Genomic DNA, 18121 nt, shown 5'->3' on the forward strand with positions numbered 1-18121 from the left:
ACAGTAGCTTGCAGCGAGGTTTCGCCCGACCGACAGGAGCAGCCGATGTCCCGGATCAGCTCAGTTCTCGCCCTTCTCGGCCTGGTGGTGGGATCCACCGCGCTGCCGGCCGAGACACCCGCGCCGATACCGGTGCAGATCTTCAGCCTGACCGACTTGCACGGGTACCTGTCCGAGACCGAGAACCTGACGATCGCCGGTCCGTCGGGCACCCAGCAGGTCGGCGGCGCCGGGTATCTCAAGGCGCACCTGGACCGGCTCCGGACGCCGAACAGCTTCCTGATCGGGTCGGGTGACCAGTTCAGCGGCTGGCCGGATTACACGCAGGCGTTCGCGAACGAGCCGACCATCGAGGTGCTGAACGCGCTCGGGATGGACTTCGACGCGGCCGGCAACCACGAGTTCGACCGCGAGTTCCCGTTCCTGCGCCGGATGACCACCGGGGCCTGTTACGGCAAGCCCGGCTTCGACAGTTGCTTCAAGGACTCCACCGGCCGCAACTTCCACGGCACCGACTACGCGTACCACGCGGCGAACATCGTCGACCCGCGGACCAAGCGGCCGGTGCTCCCGCCGTACTGGATCGCCCGCGCGGGATCGCAGCGGATCGGGTTCATCGGGCTCGGGTTCCCGGGCACGCCGACCGAGACGCTGTCGATCGAAGGATCCGGCTTCGAGTTCCAGGGCGTCGTCGAGGCCGCGAACCGGGCCGCGGCCGAGCTCAAGGCCCAGGGTGTGAACGCGATCGTCGTCAGCATGCACGAGGGCGGGCAGCAGGGCGGTCTGTACGACGAGTGCAAGAACCCGACCGGCCCGATCTTCGACGCCGCGCGCACGATGTCCCCGGACATCGACGTGATCCTCGGCGGCCACTGGCACACCGCGTTCAAGTGCATGATCCCGGACCCGGACGGCGTACCGCGTCCGGTCCTGGAGGCGAGCAACCACGGCCGGGTGCTGGGCGAGGTGAACCTGTCGCTCGACCCGGCCACCGGTGAGGTGATCCGGGAGTCGACCACCGCCACCAACCACGCGGTCACCAAGGACGTCACGCCCGATCCCGGTGTCCAGAAGATCGTGAAGTACTGGACGGACAAGTGGGCCGCCCGTCAGCAGGAGCCGCTCACGAAGCTCGACCGCGACCTCGACTTCGCGAGGACCGCGGAGAGCCGCACGGGCAACCTGGTCGCGGACCTCTACAAGTCGGAAGCCGACGGCGACTTCGCCCTGGTACCGGCCGATCTGGGCGTCGACGTGATCGCCGCCGGGCTGAGCGCCGGGACCGTGACGTACGGCGAGGCGTGGCCGGTCGCCGGGATCTCGCCGATCACCACGTTGTCGATGAAGGGCTCCACGGTCGAGGCCGTCCTGGAGCAGCAGTGGATCCCACCGGCGTACGGCTGCAGCCGGCTGTCCTCGCTCGCGACGTCCGCGAACTTCCGCTACACCTACGATCTCGGCCGGCCGGTCGGCGACCGGGTCGATCCGGCCCGCGTCCTGATCGACGGCAAGCCGCTGCAGCCCGACAAGACCTACCGCGTGACGACCAGCGCCGCGATGCCGTTGCACGGCACGCAGTACGGCTACCCGGGCTTCCAGCAGTACACGGATCTCACCCGGGCGCCGCGGATGGGCCAGGAGGTCTTCCTCACCTACCTGCGCACGCACCCGTTGCTCAAGGCACCCAGTCTCGGCCGGGTCGCCGCGATCCCGGGTACGCCGCCACCGGCCGACGGCCCGTTCGGTCCGCTGGCGCTGCTGCCGCAGAGCGAGATGACCGCCACCGCGACCAGCCAGGGCTCGGCCGCGTACAGCGCGTCGGCCGCGATCGACGGCAGCTGCACGACCATGTGGCACTCGAACTGGAGCCCGCACGCGCCGCTGCCGCAGTACATCACTCTCGATCTGAAGACGCCGCGGGCGATCGAGGCGCTGGTCTACACGCCGCGCCAGGACGCCGACGTCCCGAACGGCCGCATCTCGTCGTACGACGTCCAGACGAGCACCGACGGCGTCACGTTCACCTCGGCGGCGAAGGGATCCTGGGACGGCACGGTCGACGCGAAGATCGCCCGCTTCCCGGCGGGTACGACGGCCCGCTACGTGCGGCTCGTCGGGCTGGCCGGCGGCGCCGACTACGCGGCGGCGACCGAGCTCAATATAGCTCTAGCTCCGGCTTCCTGACCGCGTTGCGGTGGGCCGTCGGGGACATCCCGTACCGGCGGCCGAACTGCCGGCTGAGGTAGTGCGGCGAGTCGAACCCGACCGCGGCCGCGATCTGCGCCACCGACATGTCGGTGGCGCCGAGCAACTCGGACGCGCGCTGCAGCCGGAGCGCGAGGACGACGTTCATGATCGAGTCGCCGACCTGCTCCTTGAACAGGTGCGCGAGCCGGGAGACGGACACCTGCGCCAGCCCGGCCAGTGAGGTCAGCGTGTGCGGGCGGGCCGGGTCGGCGGTGATTGCCTCAAGCACCAGATGCACCCGAGCGTCCAGGTGCTGCGTCTCGCGGCGCAGGCTGGCGACGGCGGTCAGCAGCACCTCCTCGATGCCGTTCATCGTCAGCTCGGTCGCGACGCTCTTCTCCAGCAGATGCAGCTCGCTGTCGCCGGTCGGGGACAGCCCGGCGCGCTGCGCGTCGCGGTGCAGGCGGTCGAACGCCGACACCACGCGATCGGTCTCCGACGACCTGGTCAGCCGCACGTACGACAGTCCCGGCATTGCCTGGGGCAACGACAACCAGGAGTGCCACTCGCGGCGCGGCTGGAAATGCGCCCACCAGGACTCCCAGTACGTCCCGACCGTGCCGTAGTCGTGCGGGGTGCCGGGGCTGACCAGGACGACGTCGCCGTGGCGCAGCATCAGCTTGTTCTGCCCGATCAGGTACCGGCCCGTTCCGGACGCGGTGTAGAGCAGGTACCAACTCCCCACTCCGTCGGGCCGCACGACCCGGTAGTCGCCGCCGCTGTGGAAGTGGCCGGTGACCAGCTTGCTCGGCGGCGGGATCTCGCTGTACAGCTCGATGAGCACCTGGGTAGCAAGATCGTGCTCGAAGTCAGCAGGCTCCGTCATGGTGGATCTCCTCGTCGGCGCTCCAAGATTAGCGGAACCACAGCAAGATCCTGCACCCCGACCGAATCGAGGATCCTCGTGCCCTTCCGCCCCGTCGCCGAGCTCGACCACGACACCGGCACGCTGGTCTTCGAGCACGGGTGGCAGTCGTGGAGCCCGAGCGGCTGGTACCGGCTGGACGCCCGCCCGCCCCGTCCGACCGCGCCGAATCACCACGTGATGGCGTACCGCCCGGGCGTCGACGCCGGCCGCTTCCAGGGCGAGGGCCTGCTGGCCGTCGCGACCGCCGGCGAGGTCACCACCGTCGCCGCGACCACACCCGACACGGTCCCCTCGATCCGCGCCGAGGTGCGCGGCGACAAGCTGGTGATCGAGGCCGACGGCGAGGTCGACATCAGGACCAGCACACAGGTCAACCCGAACCAGGCGCTCGCCGACTGGGCCGACGCGTTCGCGGCCGGGGCGCCGCCGGTGCGCGTGTTCGGGCCGTCGTGGTGCAGTTGGTACGCGTACTGGGGCAAGGTCACCGAGCGGGACGTGATGACCGACGTCCGCCAGTTCGACCAGCACGACCTGAGCGTCGACCTGGTGCTCCTCGACGAGGGCTACCAGGCCGCGATCGGCGACTGGCTGACACCGCGCGACGACTTCGGTTCGACCGTGACGCTCGCCGCCGACATCCGTTCGAGCGGTCGCCGGGCAGGCATCTGGGTCGCGCCGTTCCTGGTCGCGAGCGGCAGCGAGACGGCCCGGAAACACCCGGAATGGCTGGTTCCGGGCATTTCCGCCGGCACGAACTGGGGCCAGGAGCAACTGGTCCTCGACGTGACCCACCCCGGGGCCATGCGGCACATCCAGGACGTGTTCACCGAGCTGTGCCGCCAGGGGTACGACCACTTCAAGCTCGACTTCCTGTACGCCGGTGCGATCGACGGGCCGCGGCACGAGCCGCTCGACGGCATCGCGGCGTACCGGCTCGGACTGCGGCTGCTGCGCCAGGCGGTCGGGTCGAACCGGATCCTGCACGGCTGCGGCGCCCCGATCCTGCCGAGCCTCGGACTCGTCGACTGCATGCGGATCTCGCCCGACACCGATCCGTTGGTCGAGCCACCGTCCGGCGACATCAGCCAGCCCGGCCAGCGCGGCGCCCGGTCCACCTCGGTGGCGCGCGAGTTCCTGCACGGCCGGTGGTGGGCGAACGACTCCGACTGCCTGATCGTGCGGCCCGACGTCCAGGAGCGCGAGCTCTGGGCGAGCCACATCGCGCAGGGCCCCGGGCTACGGATGTCCAGCGACCCGATCGGCGCGCTCGACCGGTGGGGTATCGACCGCACCCGCGAACTGCTCGTCCCGAGCTCGCCGCGGCCGCATCCGCTGAAGGATCCCGATGCTTAGGCGCGCGCCCCGGCGGACCCGCCGGATCGGCCGGGCCCGGCAGACCGCCGTGGCGTACGCGCTGCTGGCGCCGAGCCTGGTCGGTGTGCTCGGCTTCCTGCTGGCGCCGGTGGTGATCGTGCTGGTGGTCAGCCTGTTCGACTGGAAGTTGCTGTCGACACCGGAGTTCGTCGGCTTCGCGAACTACCAGAAGCTGTTCGCCGACTCCGACGTCTGGCACTCGCTGCTGGTCACCTTGTACTACGTTGTGATCTGCGTGCCCGGTACGACGATCCTGTCGCTGCTGCTGGCGCTGCTGGTCGACCGCAAGCTGCGCGGGATGAAGTACTTCCGCGCGCTCCTGGTCATCCCGTGGATGGCCACGCCGGTCGCCCTCGGCCTGGTCTGGAGCTGGATCTTCGACCCCGGCCGCGGCGCCGTGAACCAGTTCCTCGGACTGTTCGGCATCGACGGACCGGCGTGGCTGTCGTCGCCGGTGCTCGCCATGCCGAGCATCGCCGCGGTGCACATCTGGCAGTTCGCCGGCTACAACATGCTGTTCTTCTTGGCCGGCCTGCAGAACATCCCGGCGTCGTTGCGCGAAGCCTCGGCCCTGGACGGCGCGTCGCCGGTCGCGCACTTCTTCACGATCACGCTCCCACTGCTGCGGCCGACGATGCTGTTCGTGCTGATCACCAACGTGATCGGCTCGTTCCAGGCCTTCGACACGGTCTTCGTGATGACCGAGGGCGGCCCCGGCGACAGCACCGAGGTCGCGACGTACCTGATCTACGACGAGGCGTTCCGCAAGTTCGACTTCGGCTACGCGTCGACGATCTCGGTGCTGCTGTTCGCGGTGGTGCTGGTCGCGACGATCAGCCAGTTCGCGTACTTCGAACGCCGTACGACCTATGAGGTGTCCGGATGAAACTGCGCGTCGTCACCTACACCGTGCTGGTGATCGGGTGCGTGTTCTCGATCTTCCCGTACTTCCTGACCGTGCTCACCGCGTTCAAGGGCCCGGGGCAACTGTCCGAGACGATGCCCTGGGAGCCCGGGCTGCCGCCGAGTACGGCGGCGTTCGACCGGCTGTTCGGCTCCGGTTTCGGCGGCTACCTGGTCAACACCGCGCTCGTCACGGCCGGCATCACGCTCGGCCAGGTGGTGTTCGCGATCCTGGCGGCGTACGCGTTCGCGCGGCTGACGTTCCCGGGCCGGGACGCCCTGTTCTGGGTGTATTTGTCGACACTGATGGTGCCGCCGGTGGTCACGATGATCCCGCTGTACCTGATGATGCAGAAACTCGGCCTGGTCGACACCTGGGCCGGTCTGATGCTGCCGACGATGCTCGGCACGCCGTACGCGATCTTCCTGCTCCGGCAGTTCTTCCGCGGTATCCCCGCGGATCTCGAGGACGCGGCCCGGATCGACGGCGCCGGGCGGGTCCGGACGCTGGTGTCGATCGTGCTGCCGTTGTCGAAACCGATCCTGGTCACGGTCACCACGCTCGCCGTGGTGGCGAACTGGAACAGCTTCCTGTGGCCGCTGATCGTCACCAGCAGCGAGGACAAGCGGCTGCTGTCGGTCGGGATCGCCTTGTTCAAGGGGGAGATCGGCGTCGACTACAACGCCGTGATGGCCGGCAGCCTGATCGCGCTGGCGCCGCTGCTGGTCCTGTTCGTCGTCTTCCAGCGCTTCATCGTCCGCTCGGTCGCCGTTACCGGGCTCAAGTAGGTCGGAGACTCTCATGTCGTTGTCCAGGAGGACATTTCTGATCGGCGCCGGCAGTGTGCTCGCGCTCGCCGGCTGCGGCTCGTCCGACGACAAGGCCGCCGGCGGCGGCAAGGTCGAGCTCGTCTACCGGCTCTGGGACGAGCAGCAGGAGGTCGGCTACAAGACCGTCTTCGCGGAGTTCACCAAGGAGAACCCGGACATCACGGTCCGGATGGAGGTGCTGCCGTGGGACCAGTACTGGACCAAGCTGACCACCGAGCTGGCCAGCGGCAAGGCGCCGGACGTGTTCTGGCTGACCGTCGACTACTTCCCGGACTTCGCGAGCAAGGGCGTCCTGGCGCCGCTCGACGACCTGATCTCGAAGGCCGGGCTGAAGCTCGACTCGTACCACCCGAACGTCGTGCAGTCGTACAAGTTCGAGGACAAGCAGCTGGGGATGCCGAAGGACATGGGCATCGTCGGGCTGCTCTACAACAAGGACCTGTTCGCCAAGGCCGGCGTCACGATGCCGGCCGAGCTGACCTGGGCGCCGGACGGCTCCGGCAGCTTCCTCGAGGTCGCCCGCAAGCTGACCGTCGGCAAGCAGTGGGGCTTCTGCTCCTGGAACCACAGCCAGACCCAGTGGCTGAACTGGATCGCGTCGAACGGCGGCCACGCGATGGACAAGCCGTACGGCAGCTTCGACTTCGCCGGCCAGAAATCGGTCGAGGGCCTGCAGTTCGCGCGTGACCTGGTGTTCAAGTGGAAGGTGTCGCCGGACGGCACCCGCACCAATCCGCCGACCGGGCAGGCGACCGAGATGTTCTACCGCGGCGAGGTCGCGATGTTCCCGGCGAACAACGCGCTGCTGCCGTTCGCACTGCCCGAGGTGAAGTTCCCGATCGGGGTCGCGGCGATGCCGGCCGGCCCGGCCGGGCGGACCGTGGTGATCAACGGGCTCGCCGAGGCGATGTTCGCGAAGACGAAGCACCCCGACGAGGCCGGCAAGCTGGTCGCCTTCCTCGGCTCCGAGAAGGCGCAGCGGCTGATGGGCGACGCCGGCTACATCATCCCGGCCCTCAACGACGCCGGCGCCGGCTACGAGGCGTTCTGGAAGAAGAAGAACATCGACGTCCGGCCGTTCCTCGAGTCGGCCGCCGGGAGCACCGTCAACCTCCCGATCGCCGAAGGCTGGACCGCCAAGTCCCCCGAGATCAACAAGACCGTCAACGACCTGTACCTGAACAAGGTCGGCGTCCCCGACATCGCCGCCACCATGGACAAGATCGGAAACGACAAATGAAGGAACTGACCGACTCGTACGACGACGTGCGGGACGCCCGAGTATTGCGGGGCCGGCTGGCGGCCGACGGATACCTGTTCTTCCGGGGGTTGTTGCCGGCCGACGTGGTGGGTGATGTGCACGGGCAGCTCGCGCGGATCCTGTACGACAGTGACTGGCTGGACCGGGATGCTGATCCGCGGGAGCTGGTCGGGTCGGGGCGGGCCGTCGAGGAAGGGTCGGCGGGGTTCTTCGGGGCCTACACCGCGATCCAGAGCACCGAGGCGTTCCACCGGCTCGCCGTGCGGCCGGAGTTGCTGTCGCTGACGAGCCTGCTGCTGGGTGAGGAGACGTTCGCGCATCCGGCGCACATCTGCCGGATCGCGCCGCCGTCGCCCGGTGCGAACCCGACGCCGATCCATCAGGACTACCGGTTCATCCAGGGCAGCGTGGACACGCTCACCACCTGGTTGCCGTTGAGTGCGGCGCCGCCGGAGATCGGCGGGTTGCGGGTGCTGGCCGGGTCGCCGCGGCTCGGTGTGCTGCCGGTGAAGGCGTCCGACGGGCCGGGGATGATGCGGGCCGAGGCCGACGAGAACCATCCGGAGTGGCGGACGACGTCGTACCAGCCCGGTGACGTGCTGCTGTTCGGCAGCCTGACCGTGCACGGCGCGATGCCGAACCGGACGAAGCGGCTGCGGCTGTCGGCCGACTTCCGGTACCAGGCCGTGAGCGCGCCGATGGCTGTCGACCTGCTCGGCACCGGGAAGCCGCATTACCACCCGGACGTGCCGGACTTCCCGACCCTCACCCGCGGCTGGACCTCGACGGACTGCGTCGAGGTCCCGGCCGGGGTGCGGTTCGTGGACCGCTGGGATCCGCGCGTGGACGACGTACCGACACCGCCGTCCCGCTTCGCCTACGCCTGAGGGACGACGACGATCTTGCCGCGGGCGTGGCCGGACTCGCTCAGCTCCTGAGCCTTGGCCGCGTCCGCGAGGTCGAACGTCTCCGCGATCCGGATCGTCAGCGTGCCGTCCGCGACCGCCTGCAGCTGGGCGCCGAGGGCGGCGCGGACCTCGGCCGGCGTCGCGGTGCCGGCCGCGGAGGCCTCGATGCCGAGCTCAGTCGCCCCGAAGTCGGCGATCGTGACGATCTGCTCGGTGCCGCCGCGCAGCTCGATCGACTCCTGCAGACCACCCTGGCCGGCGGTGTCGAACACCGCGTCCACACCGTCCGGGGCCACCGCGCGCACCCGCTCGAGCAGACCTTCGCCGTACTCGACCGGTACCGCGCCGAGCGACCGCAGGTAATCGTGGTTCGCGGGGGACGCCGTACCGATGACCGTCAGCCCGGCGGCCTTGGCGAGCTGTACGGCGACAGAGCCGACCGCACCCGCGCCGCCGTGGATCAGGATCGTCTCGCCGGACTTCACGCCGAGCAGGTCGAGCACGCGCTGCGCGGTCTCGCCCGCCACGGGGACGCCGACGGCCTGCTCCCAGCTCACGCCGGCGGGCTTGCGCGCCACGTTCCCGGCGATCGCGTACTCGGCGTACGCACCACCGTCGGACCAGCCGACGACCTCGTCACCGACCGCGAAGTCCGCGCCGGCACCGGCCTGGTCGACCACGCCGGCCACCTCGAGCCCCGGCACGGCCGGGAGCACCGGGTCGATGAAGCCCTTCGTCCAGCCGCGTCGCACCTTGAAGTCGATCGGGTTCACGCCGGCCGCGCGGACCTTGATCCGCACCTGCCCCGGACCCGCCTGCGGCTCCGGCACCTCCTGGACCTTCAGTACCTCCGGACCGCCGAACTCCTCGAAGACCACTGCCTGCATTCGTCCCGCCTCCATGATTGGTTGTTGCTACAATCAAATGCTGCCGGTCGGCGCGGTATTCCCGACTGGCCGATCGGCCAGTTGTCCACCGTCCGAAAGACCGGCCGGGCACCGCGGAGCCCCGGCGTAGGCTCGAAGCCATGCAGGAGGTGCGGGTGCGAACGGACGCCGAACTGCTGGCGTCGGCGGCACAGATCGTCGACGGACCACCCGACGAGCTGCTGCTGCGACTCTCGGCCGCCACCGCCGACCTGGTTCCGCACCGCGCGGTCGCCCAGCTCGCCTCCCAATGCGCGTCCACGCCGGTCACGGCCCACGGCGAGCCCGAGCTGGCATCAGCCATCACCGGTGCCGATCTGGCCGCGCTGCTGGGGACGGTCACCGCGGGGCACCCGTGGCAGGGTGTCGTGAGCATTGCGGGGTCGACGCACCCGGTCCTCGCCATCGCCAGCGATCGTGCTCCGCGCGGCTCGGTCGTCGTCTTCCTCCGTGCTGACGACGTACCGCTCGCCGCCGACGCGTTGCAGGCGTTGTGGGACGTCGTCACCGCGCACATGTACCGGCTGACCCTCGAGCGCGAGCCGGGTGCGTTGGCCCAGAACCGTGCCGTGGCCGAGGCCCGCAACGATCTCGCGGCCGAGCTGGGTGAGGCGCACGCGGCCACGCTCGCCACGCTCCTCGGCGTACTGCGGAACACGCGGATCGACGACGCCGCCGCGCGCACGATGGCGGTCGAGCTGGCGCTGAACGGGCTGAGTGAGCTACGCAACGACACCCAGCGAGACCGGGTCTGCAGCGGCGAGGAGCCGGCCGGTCGCGCCTTCGGCCGGCTCGCGGACTCGCTGCGCGCGCTGCTCCGGCACGGCCCGGTCGATCTCGAGCTGGATGCTCCGGGCAACGATCAGCTGATGCCGGCGGGCGTCGCGCACGCCGCGCGGGTCGCGGTCCGGTCGGTCGTCCTGGCGATGCTGACCCAGGACGACGTACGGCGGATCCGCGTGGCCTGGCGCTGGGACGGGAAGGAATTGCTGGCCACGGTCCGCGACGACGGTCCCGGCCTGCTCGCGGACGTCCTGGATCTCGGGCAACTGGCCGAGCGGCTCCGCCTGCACGAGGGCGACCTGGACCTGGACGCCGTCCCCGGCTGGGGGCTGACGGCCCGGGTCACCCTCCGCACGTCACCGGCGCCGCTCACCGTCACGTCCGACCCACTGGCCGCGCTCGGCGCCCGCGAGCTGGAGGTACTCGAGCGGCTGGCCCAGGGGCACCGCAACCGCTCGATCGCCGACGACCTGCACATCAGCGAGTCGACGGTGAAGTTCCACGTGGCCAACATCCTCACCAAACTGGACGTGACCACGCGAACCCAGGCCGCCGCGCTCTACCTCGCGGTCTAGCTTTCCTCGAGGCGGGGGAAGAGCGGCTCGCCCTTGATCAGGGTGGCGCCGGCCGGGAGCTGGCCCCAGGTGCCGGCGTCCTGGACGCGCTGGTCCTTCAGCGCGCCGAGCTTCTCCTCCGCGCCGAGCAGCGTCCACAGCTTCGCGGAGGTCTTCGGCATCGTCGGGTTGTGCAGGACGGCGACCGCGCGCAGGACCTCGGCGGCGCTGTAGAGGATCGTCGCCAGCCGGGCCCGCTGCGACTCGTCCTTCGCGACCTTCCACGGCTCCTGCTCGGTGACATAGCCGTTCACGGCGCCGACCAGCTCGTTGATCGCCGCCAGCGCGTCCTGGAACGCGAGCGTGTCCAGCGCCTTGTCCGCGGTGGCCACGGTCTGCGCGAGCTTGTCCGCGAGCGCCTGCTCGGCCGGTCCGTGATCGGTCGGCTCCGGCAGCACGCCGTCGAAGTACTTGCCGACCATGGCCGCGATCCGGCTGGCCAGGTTCCCCAGGCCGTTGGCGAGCTCGGAGGTGTAGACCGCGCTCAGGTGCTCCCAGGAGAACGAGCCGTCCGACCCGAACTGGATCGTGCGCAGGAAGTAGTACCGGAAGGCGTCCGAGCCGAAGTGGTCGGTGATCTCGTGCGGCGCGATCGCGGTCAGCTTCGACTTGCTCATCTTCTCGCCGCCGACCAGCAGCCAGCCGTGCGCGAACACCTGCCTCGGGACGGCGACCCCGGCGGCCATCAGCATGGCCGGCCAGATCACCGCGTGGAACCGGAGGATGTCCTTGCCGACCAGGTGCACGTCCACCGGCCAGAGCTCCTCGAACCGCTCCGGGTCGGTGCCGTAGCCCGCGGCCGTCACGTAGTTGAGCAGCGCGTCGATCCACACGTAGAGGACATGGTCCTCGTCCCACGGTACCGGGATCCCCCAGTCGAACGTCGAGCGGGTGATCGACAGGTCCTGCAGCCCCTGCTTGACGAACGCGATCACCTCGTTGCGCGCGCTCGACGGCGCGACGAAGTCCGGCTGCGACTCGTACAGCTCAAGCAGCTTGTCGGCGTAGGCCGAGAGCCGGAAGAAGTAGTTCGTCTCCGAGACCGTCTCCAGCTCGGTGCCGTGGATCATGCACCGCTGGGTGCCGTCCTCGTCGGTCCGGATGTCCGCGGGCAGCTTGAACTCCTCGCAGCCCACGCAGTACAGACCCTCGTACTCGCCCTTGTAGACGTCGCCCTTGTCGTAGAGCGTCTGCCAGAACTCACGGACCCGCTCGGTGTGCCGCTGCTCGGTGGTCCGGATGAAGTCGTCGTAGGCGATGTCGACGTCCACCCAGGCCGGCTTCCAGGCCTCCTCGACGAGCTTGTCGGTCCACTCCTTCGGGGTCATGCCCTGGGCCTGCGCGCTGCGCATCACCTTTTCGCCGTGCTCGTCGGTACCCGTCAGGTACCACTTGCGCTCGCCGCGCTGGGCGTGCCAGCGGGTCAGGACGTCCCCGGCCACCGTCGTGTAGGCGCTGCCGATGTGCGGCGCGGCCGTGACGTAGTAGATCGGGGTGGTGACGTAATAGGCCTTCTCGGACATGTCAACAAGGGTAGTGGCGCGTGCCAGTGCTATTTACCAGGGTCCCGCGCAGCGAGTACGGCGTCGTACACGGTCCGTTTCGGGACGTTGAAGCGTTTCGCGACGTCGCCGATCGCCTGTTTGCGCGGCGTCCCGGCCTCCTCGTCCTTGGCGACCTCCTCCGCGAGCTGCGCCGGTGTCATGGTCCGGTGCGGATCCGCCCCGGCCACCACGACCGTGATCTCGCCGCGCACCCCGTCCTTCGACCACGTGACCAGGTCGTCCAGAGGCCCGCGCTTGACCTCTTCGTACGTCTTGGTGAGCTCACGGCACACCGCCGTACGCCGGTCGCCGCCGAAGGCCTCGGCCATCGCCTCCAACGACTGCTTCAGCCGGTGCGGCGCCTCGAAGAACACCATCGTCCGCGGCTCGTCCTTCAGCTCGCCGAGCCGCCGGCCGCGCTCCCCCGGCTTGCGCGGCAGGAACCCCTCGAACGTGAACCGGTCGACCGGCAGCCCGCTGAGCGCGAGCGCCGTCAGCACCGCCGACGGCCCTGGCACGGCGGTCACCTCGAGGTCGGCCTCGATCGCGGCCGCCACCAGCCGGTACCCCGGGTCCGACACGCTCGGCATGCCCGCGTCCGTCACCACGACGACCGTCTGCCCCTGCTGCAGCGCCGCCAGCAGCTCCGGGGTCCGCTCGCGCTCGTTCCCCTCGAAGTAACTGAGCACCCGGCCGGCGACCTGGATGCCCAGCTCGGACGTCAGCCGCTTCAGCCGGCGCGTATCCTCCGCAGCCACCACGTCCGCCTCCGCCAGCACCCGCCCCAACCGCGCCGACGCGTCCCCGACATCCCCGATAGGGGTCCCCGCCAGCACCAGTCGCCCGCTCATCGGCCCATCATCCCAGCCCCGTGCGGGGATCTGGGGAGGCGGTGTGACCGCGCCGTCCGTACGATGGCGGGCGTGGCTGCTGTGATCGAGGACGGAACGGTTCGGCGGAGTGACGCCGGCGCGGAGCGCGAGACGCTCGGCCGGGACGTGCTCGGACGACGGCTGCCGCCGCTCAAGGAGCGGTTGTACCCGGCGATGCCGCGGGACTTCGACGGCGGCTGGATCGCCACGCTGGCGATCACGCTGCTGGCCGGCGTGCTGCGGTTCTGGCACCTCAGCAACCCGGTGAAGTTCGTCTTCGACGAGACGTACTACGCCAAGGACGCGTACAGCCTGCTCAAGTTCGGTTACGCACGGCAGTTCATCGACCAGCCCGAGGGCGCCGCCGACAAGGCGATCCTGGCCGGCAACCTGGACGTCTTCAAGGACACCCCGAGCCTGACCGTGCACCCCGAGGTCGGCAAGTGGATGATCGCGGCCGGTGAGCAACTGTTCGGGATGACCCCGTTCGGCTGGCGGTTCATGCCGGCGCTGTTCGGCACGCTGACCGTGCTGCTGCTGATCCGGACGGTCCGCCGGATGACCCGGTCGACCCTGATCGGCTGTATCGCCGGTCTGCTGCTCGCGGTCGACGGCCTGCATTTCGTGATGTCCCGGGTCGCGCTGCTCGACATCTTCCTCGCGTTCTGGCTGGTCGCCGCGGTCTCCTGCCTGGTCGCCGACCGGGACTGGACCCGCCGCCGGCACGCCGAGACCCTCGACAAGCCGGTCCCGGACGGCGCCCGCCGGGGCGTCGGCCGCTGGCTGCTGATCCGGCCGTGGCGGATCGCCGCCGGTATCTGCTTCGGCCTCGCGCTCGGCACCAAGTGGTCGGCGGTCTGGGTGCTCGCCGCGTTCGGCGTGATGGTGTTCGCCTGGGACTTCGGCGCCCGTCGCGCGCTCGGGGTCCGGTTCGCGTTCGTGAAGTCGGCGCTGGTCGACGGCATCCCGGCGTTCGTCAGCCTGGTGCTGGTCGCCGGTGTCACCTACGTCGCCACCTGGACCGGCTGGCTGCTGCACGACAACGCGTACGACCACAACTGGGCGGCCACGAACCCGGCGCACGGCGTGATGAAGATCGTGCCGGACGACTTCCGGTCGCTGGCCTACTACCACAAGGAAGTGCTCGCCTTCCACACCGGCGACTACATCAAGCACGCCACCCACCCGTACGCGTCGAACCCGGCCGGCTGGCCGATCATCGCCCGCCCGATCGGCTTCGACGCGGTCAACGACATCAAGCCCGGTACGCCGGGGTGTGACGCGCCCGCCGGCACCAACTGCCTGCAGGTGATCTCTGCCCTCGGGACGCCGCTGCTGTGGTGGGGTGGGGCGCTGGCGTTGATCGCCGCGCTCGTGCTGTGGATCGGCGCGCGCGACTGGCGGTTCGGCGTACCCATCGTCGGGTTCGTGACGTGCTGGGTGCCGTGGTTCGCGTTCGACGACAGACCGATCTTCTTCTTCTACGCCGTCACGATGATCCCGTTCACGGTGATGGCCCTGGCCCTGGTCCTCGGCAAGGTCCTCGGCCCGGCCCGCGCCGCGATGAGCACCGCCACCCCCCGCCGCCTGATCGGCAGCGCGGTCGTCGGCGCCTTCGTCGTCCTGGTCGTCCTCAACTTCGCCTACATCTGGCCGATCCTCACCGACAAGGTCCTCCCCCACCCCGACTGGCTCAACCGCATGTGGTTCAAGTCCTGGATCTAGCCCCTGGGCGCGTAGTCGAGGGTTTCGAACGGCCAGTCTTCGGTCAGCCAGGACAGCACGGCCGCGTACAGGGGTTTGTCCAGCTCGGCCCGGTCGCCGCGAACCCAGGAGCGGACGTCGGTGACGCTCACGTCGCTGCGGGCCGGATAGATGTACACACAGCCGATCACTTCGCCGGTCCCGGGCTCGAGCACCGTGAAGGTGAAACCGCGGCGCCCGGCGAAATCGTCGGCGTGCCGTTGCAGATCGGCGAGGTTCCGCTCGAGTGACATCCCGTCGGCCGGCGGCCAGCTGCTGCCCTGGAAGCCCGGCGTCGCCCGCACGTGATCGATGCTGCCGGTCCACGCGGCGTGGTCGGAGGCGTTGTGTTCGGGACCGAGCGGCTCCAGCCGGAACCGCGGCGTGATCAGCTCGGTCGGGACGTCGAAGTCAGCAGGGACGAAGGACTGGTCGGCCATGCCGGAAGGGTAGGAGGCGGGAGCGCCGCCCCGCACCCGAATTGCTTCGGCGCGGCGCGGTCAGTGAAGCTCGTGGTGGCCCTTGCCCTTGTGTTTCTTGCCGTGGCGCTTGACGGAGGACTGGCCGCCGACGCCGCCGAACAGGGCCAGGCCCTTGACGACCACGACGGGGGCGTTCGGGTCCGGGTCGTCGCTGCCGCGGGCGCCGAAGCCGCCGAAGATGCCGACGCCCTCGTTGCGCACCGTCACACCCTCGGGGACGGTGATGTCGATGCCGCCGAACACCGCGAACGCGTAGATCGTCACCTCGCGGCCCTCGAAGACCGCGTTCGTCATGTCCAGGTCGTGCCCGCCGAACACCGCGAACGCGTTCGTCCGGCGCTTCACCCGCCAGCGGCCCTTCCGCTCGCCGCCGCCGAAGATCGCGACCATGGTGTCGAAGCTCTGGCTCGGGTCGGCCGGCTCCTCGATCGGCACCAGGCTGGTCGACGCGGCCGCGGCCGGCGACGCCACGGGCATCGGCTGACCGGGGACGACGAGGTCGCGGGTGATCGGCTCGAGCTCCCCGAGGGTCTTCGCCCCCAGGGTCTGCTCGAGGCGCTCGGCGTGCTCGTCCTGCGTCAGCCGGCCCGACATCAGGGCCTCCCGCAGTACGTCGACGACCTGGTCACGATCGGTGTCGGACGCCCGCAGATGCGCGTGCGGGTGCGGGCGGTCGGGCAGGTTCTCCATAAGACGGAACGATATATCGTCACGGGCTCGGTGAGGACCCCGATTGATCCCGGAACCAGCCCTTACCCGGCGATCTTCCGGCCTTGGACGCGAACCGCACACACCACCGCGACGAGCGTGATCGCGGCGAACGTGATCGCCGTACCGGGGTAGCCGCCGAGGCCGAGACCGAGACCGCCGACCGCGGCACCGGCGAACGTGCCGAGACTCATCCCGGCCGCGTTGACGCTGAGCGCGGAGCCGCGCAGGTCACCGCTGCGGTGAACCAGCAAGGTCGTGACGCAGGCCGCCACCGTCGCGTGACTGGCGCCCATCACCGCGGTCAGCAGCAACGTGAGCGGGAGCGTCGGTGAGAAGTAGAACGCGGACACCGCGACCAGGGCCACGCTGATCCCGACGACCAGCAGTCGCTCCGGCGCGATCCACGGGCGGGCGGTGGCGAGGTACCGGCCGGCGAACAGGTTGCCGAGGAAGAACGACGCGCCGCTCAGCGACCACACCAGCGCGAACCAGCCGGGCGCGAGGTCGAACTTCTCGTCGTAGAAGGCGGCCAGATACGCGAGGTAGCCCATGAAGGCCGCCGTCCTGAGCATCGCCACGGCCAGCAGCGGCAACGCACCGGGAATCCGGGCGAGCTCGCGGTACGTCGCCAGGTAGCTGACCCGTTCCTTGCTGGTGGACGGCGCCTTCCGGCCGCGCCCGCGCCAGAAGAAGGCCGCCGACAGGACGAGCGAGATCGCCGACGCCGCGAGCAGGTTGCCCCGCCAGCCCCAGACCAGCCCCGGCCCGGCCAGCACCGGCGCCGCCAGCATCGCCATCGCGGACGTCGTCGCGGACACCAGCGTCGCCGCACGACCGGCCGCGGCCGGCGACCTGAACCGGTCGGCGGCGGCCGCTCCGATCGACGGCGCGAGGATCGAGGTCGAGGCGCCGATCAGCAGACAGAAGGCGGCCAGCGCGAAGACGTTGCCCACCGCCCCTAACGCCGCGGAGACTCCTAGCAGTGCCAGCCCGCCGGCGGCGACCAGCTCCCGCGGCGCCCGATCCATCAGCGGCGCCAGCAGAACCCCCACTGCTAGCGCCGCCAGCCCACCGAGGCCGCGTAACCCGCCGATCTCCGCCACGCTGCCGCCGGCGGTGTCCGCGATCGGCACCAGGTACATGCCGAACACCGTGAACGGGATCAGGCTCACCGTCGAGGCCAGCAGGAACGGCCACAGGCGCTTGGCCATCCGGAGATCGCCCGGCACCTCGGTGGTGACCGGCTGGGTCTGTGTCATGTGTCCGTCCTGTAGCGATAGAGGCTGCTCGGGCGGGAGCTGAACTGGGAGAAGGGGAAAGGTTCGGCCGACAGCGCGGTGACGCCCGCACCGAGGAACGCGCGGGCCACGGCACTGCCGGTCTGAGCGTAGACCGCGAGCGGCTTCGATTGCTCACGGCAACGAGTAAGAAGGAGGTCGAAGCTGTCGTTGGACAGCGTCATGCCGGTGGCGACGACCGCGTCGGCGGCATCGATCACCTCGGTCATGTCCCGGGACACGGCCAGGCCGGAGGCGGTCTCGCGGAGGTTGAAGTCGCACGGGAGACATGTCCCGCCGCGCGCGGTGATCGCGTCGACGAGCGGGTTCACGACGCCGATCAGCGCGACTTTGGTGCCTTCAGCAACGTCGAGCAGCCCGGCGACGGCGGCGTCGCGGGCGCGGGCGCGGACGTCCGGCGTACCGGCGGGCAGCACGACCTCTTCGGCGTACGGCGCCGTGTGGTGCGGCTCGACCGCGGCCAGGTACGCGTCCAGCGCGGCGATGCGGACGGGGAGCGGGTCGTCACTCGTCAGCACGTCGGCCAGGGTGCGGCCGGACGTGTCGGCGCAGTAGGCCGGGTCGAGCTCACCGGCCTCGAAGGAGCAGGCGCCGAACACCTCGCCGACCCGGAGCAGCACGTAGTAGTTCCGGTAGGTCACGTCGGCGCCCGGCAGCCGGGTCGTGTGGTGCAGCCAGAACGCACTGGTGATGCCGAACTCCGCGGGCGAAGGACCACGCGAGCCGGCGAGAACGGAAGCGATGAGATCAGCCACG

General features: G+C 69.9%; 16 protein-coding genes. 8 read left to right on the forward strand and 8 right to left on the reverse strand.

Translation table 11 applies throughout. The features are described 5' to 3' along the window. Positions 1-45 precede the first annotated feature (45 nt). Positions 46-2184 (forward strand): discoidin domain-containing protein, encoded by a 2139-nt coding sequence (locus tag ABZW60_RS15645; RefSeq protein ID WP_355477232.1) that lies wholly within the window; start codon positions 46-48, stop codon positions 2182-2184. Here ABZW60_RS15645 and ABZW60_RS15650 read toward each other — a convergent pair. Further along, complete coding sequence (locus ABZW60_RS15650) at positions 2156-3073, reverse strand: helix-turn-helix domain-containing protein (protein WP_355477233.1); 918 nt, start codon at positions 3071-3073, stop codon at positions 2156-2158. The genes ABZW60_RS15645 and ABZW60_RS15650 overlap by 29 nt on opposite strands. A gap of 78 nt (positions 3074-3151) precedes the next feature. Here ABZW60_RS15650 and ABZW60_RS15655 point away from each other — a divergent pair, with 78 nt between their 5' ends. The 5 genes from ABZW60_RS15655 to ABZW60_RS15675 are packed head-to-tail and all read left to right on the forward strand — an operon-like array spanning position 3152 to position 8371. Next, positions 3152-4468 (forward strand): glycoside hydrolase family 36 protein, encoded by a 1317-nt coding sequence (locus ABZW60_RS15655; protein ID WP_355477235.1) that lies wholly within the window; start codon positions 3152-3154, stop codon positions 4466-4468. After that, positions 4461-5375 carry a sugar ABC transporter permease gene (locus tag ABZW60_RS15660; RefSeq protein WP_355477236.1) on the forward strand — a complete coding sequence of 305 codons (915 nt, stop codon included), beginning with the start codon at positions 4461-4463 and terminating at the stop codon, positions 5373-5375. The genes ABZW60_RS15655 and ABZW60_RS15660 overlap by 8 nt, the downstream gene beginning before the upstream one ends. After that, complete coding sequence (locus ABZW60_RS15665; RefSeq protein WP_355477238.1) at positions 5372-6181, forward strand: carbohydrate ABC transporter permease; 810 nt, start codon at positions 5372-5374, stop codon at positions 6179-6181. Before ABZW60_RS15660 ends, ABZW60_RS15665 begins: the two co-directional genes overlap by 4 nt. 13 nt (positions 6182-6194) lie before the next feature. Further along, complete coding sequence (locus ABZW60_RS15670; RefSeq protein ID WP_355477239.1) at positions 6195-7463, forward strand: sugar ABC transporter substrate-binding protein; 1269 nt, start codon at positions 6195-6197, stop codon at positions 7461-7463. Beyond that, complete coding sequence (locus tag ABZW60_RS15675) at positions 7460-8371, forward strand: phytanoyl-CoA dioxygenase family protein (RefSeq protein ID WP_355477241.1); 912 nt, start codon at positions 7460-7462, stop codon at positions 8369-8371. The genes ABZW60_RS15670 and ABZW60_RS15675 overlap by 4 nt, the downstream gene beginning before the upstream one ends. Here the strand turns inward: ABZW60_RS15675 and ABZW60_RS15680 are convergent. Next, positions 8362-9279 (reverse strand): NADP-dependent oxidoreductase, encoded by a 918-nt coding sequence (locus ABZW60_RS15680; protein WP_355477243.1) that lies wholly within the window; start codon positions 9277-9279, stop codon positions 8362-8364. The genes ABZW60_RS15675 and ABZW60_RS15680 overlap by 10 nt on opposite strands. 140 nt (positions 9280-9419) lie before the next feature. Between ABZW60_RS15680 and ABZW60_RS15685 the strand changes: the two genes are divergently transcribed. Next, entirely contained in the window at positions 9420-10676 is a 1257-nt protein-coding gene (locus ABZW60_RS15685; protein WP_355477245.1) for a LuxR C-terminal-related transcriptional regulator, read from the forward strand. Here the strand turns inward: ABZW60_RS15685 and metG are convergent. Then, positions 10673-12238: a methionine--tRNA ligase gene (gene metG, locus ABZW60_RS15690; protein ID WP_355477247.1), complete on the reverse strand. Its 1566-nt coding sequence runs from the start codon at positions 12236-12238 to the stop codon at positions 10673-10675. The two genes, ABZW60_RS15685 and metG, sit on opposite strands and share 4 nt — an antisense overlap. A 29-nt stretch (positions 12239-12267) precedes the next feature. Beyond that, complete coding sequence (gene rsmI, locus ABZW60_RS15695; RefSeq protein ID WP_355477249.1) at positions 12268-13110, reverse strand: 16S rRNA (cytidine(1402)-2'-O)-methyltransferase; 843 nt, start codon at positions 13108-13110, stop codon at positions 12268-12270. A gap of 63 nt (positions 13111-13173) precedes the next feature. Between rsmI and ABZW60_RS15700 the strand changes: the two genes are divergently transcribed. Continuing rightward, on the forward strand, positions 13174-14856 hold the full coding sequence (locus ABZW60_RS15700; protein ID WP_355477250.1) for a phospholipid carrier-dependent glycosyltransferase: 1683 nt from the start codon (positions 13174-13176) through the stop codon (positions 14854-14856). On the opposite strand, the gene ABZW60_RS15705 is transcribed toward ABZW60_RS15700, so the two are convergent. The 4 genes from ABZW60_RS15705 to ABZW60_RS15720 all read right to left on the reverse strand — a co-directional run bounded on the left by ABZW60_RS15705 (position 14853) and on the right by ABZW60_RS15720 (position 18120). Then, a complete protein-coding gene (locus ABZW60_RS15705; protein ID WP_355477252.1) occupies positions 14853-15314 on the reverse strand; it encodes a hypothetical protein in 462 nt (153 codons plus the stop codon). The two genes, ABZW60_RS15700 and ABZW60_RS15705, sit on opposite strands and share 4 nt — an antisense overlap. Before the next feature lie 60 nt (positions 15315-15374). Continuing rightward, positions 15375-16046: a DUF1707 domain-containing protein gene (locus ABZW60_RS15710; RefSeq protein WP_355477254.1), complete on the reverse strand. Its 672-nt coding sequence runs from the start codon at positions 16044-16046 to the stop codon at positions 15375-15377. A gap of 62 nt (positions 16047-16108) precedes the next feature. Beyond that, positions 16109-17326 carry an MFS transporter gene (locus ABZW60_RS15715; RefSeq protein ID WP_355477255.1) on the reverse strand — a complete coding sequence of 406 codons (1218 nt, stop codon included), beginning with the start codon at positions 17324-17326 and terminating at the stop codon, positions 16109-16111. After that, positions 17323-18120, reverse strand: coding sequence for a DUF364 domain-containing protein (locus ABZW60_RS15720; RefSeq protein ID WP_355477256.1), 798 nt, complete (start codon positions 18118-18120; stop codon positions 17323-17325). Before ABZW60_RS15720 ends, ABZW60_RS15715 begins: the two co-directional genes overlap by 4 nt. Position 18121 lies beyond the last annotated feature (1 nt).

Origin of the sequence: Kribbella sp. NPDC003557 (genome assembly GCF_040610805.1) — a bacterium.
Classification (GTDB): Bacteria; Actinomycetota; Actinomycetes; order Propionibacteriales; family Kribbellaceae; genus Kribbella.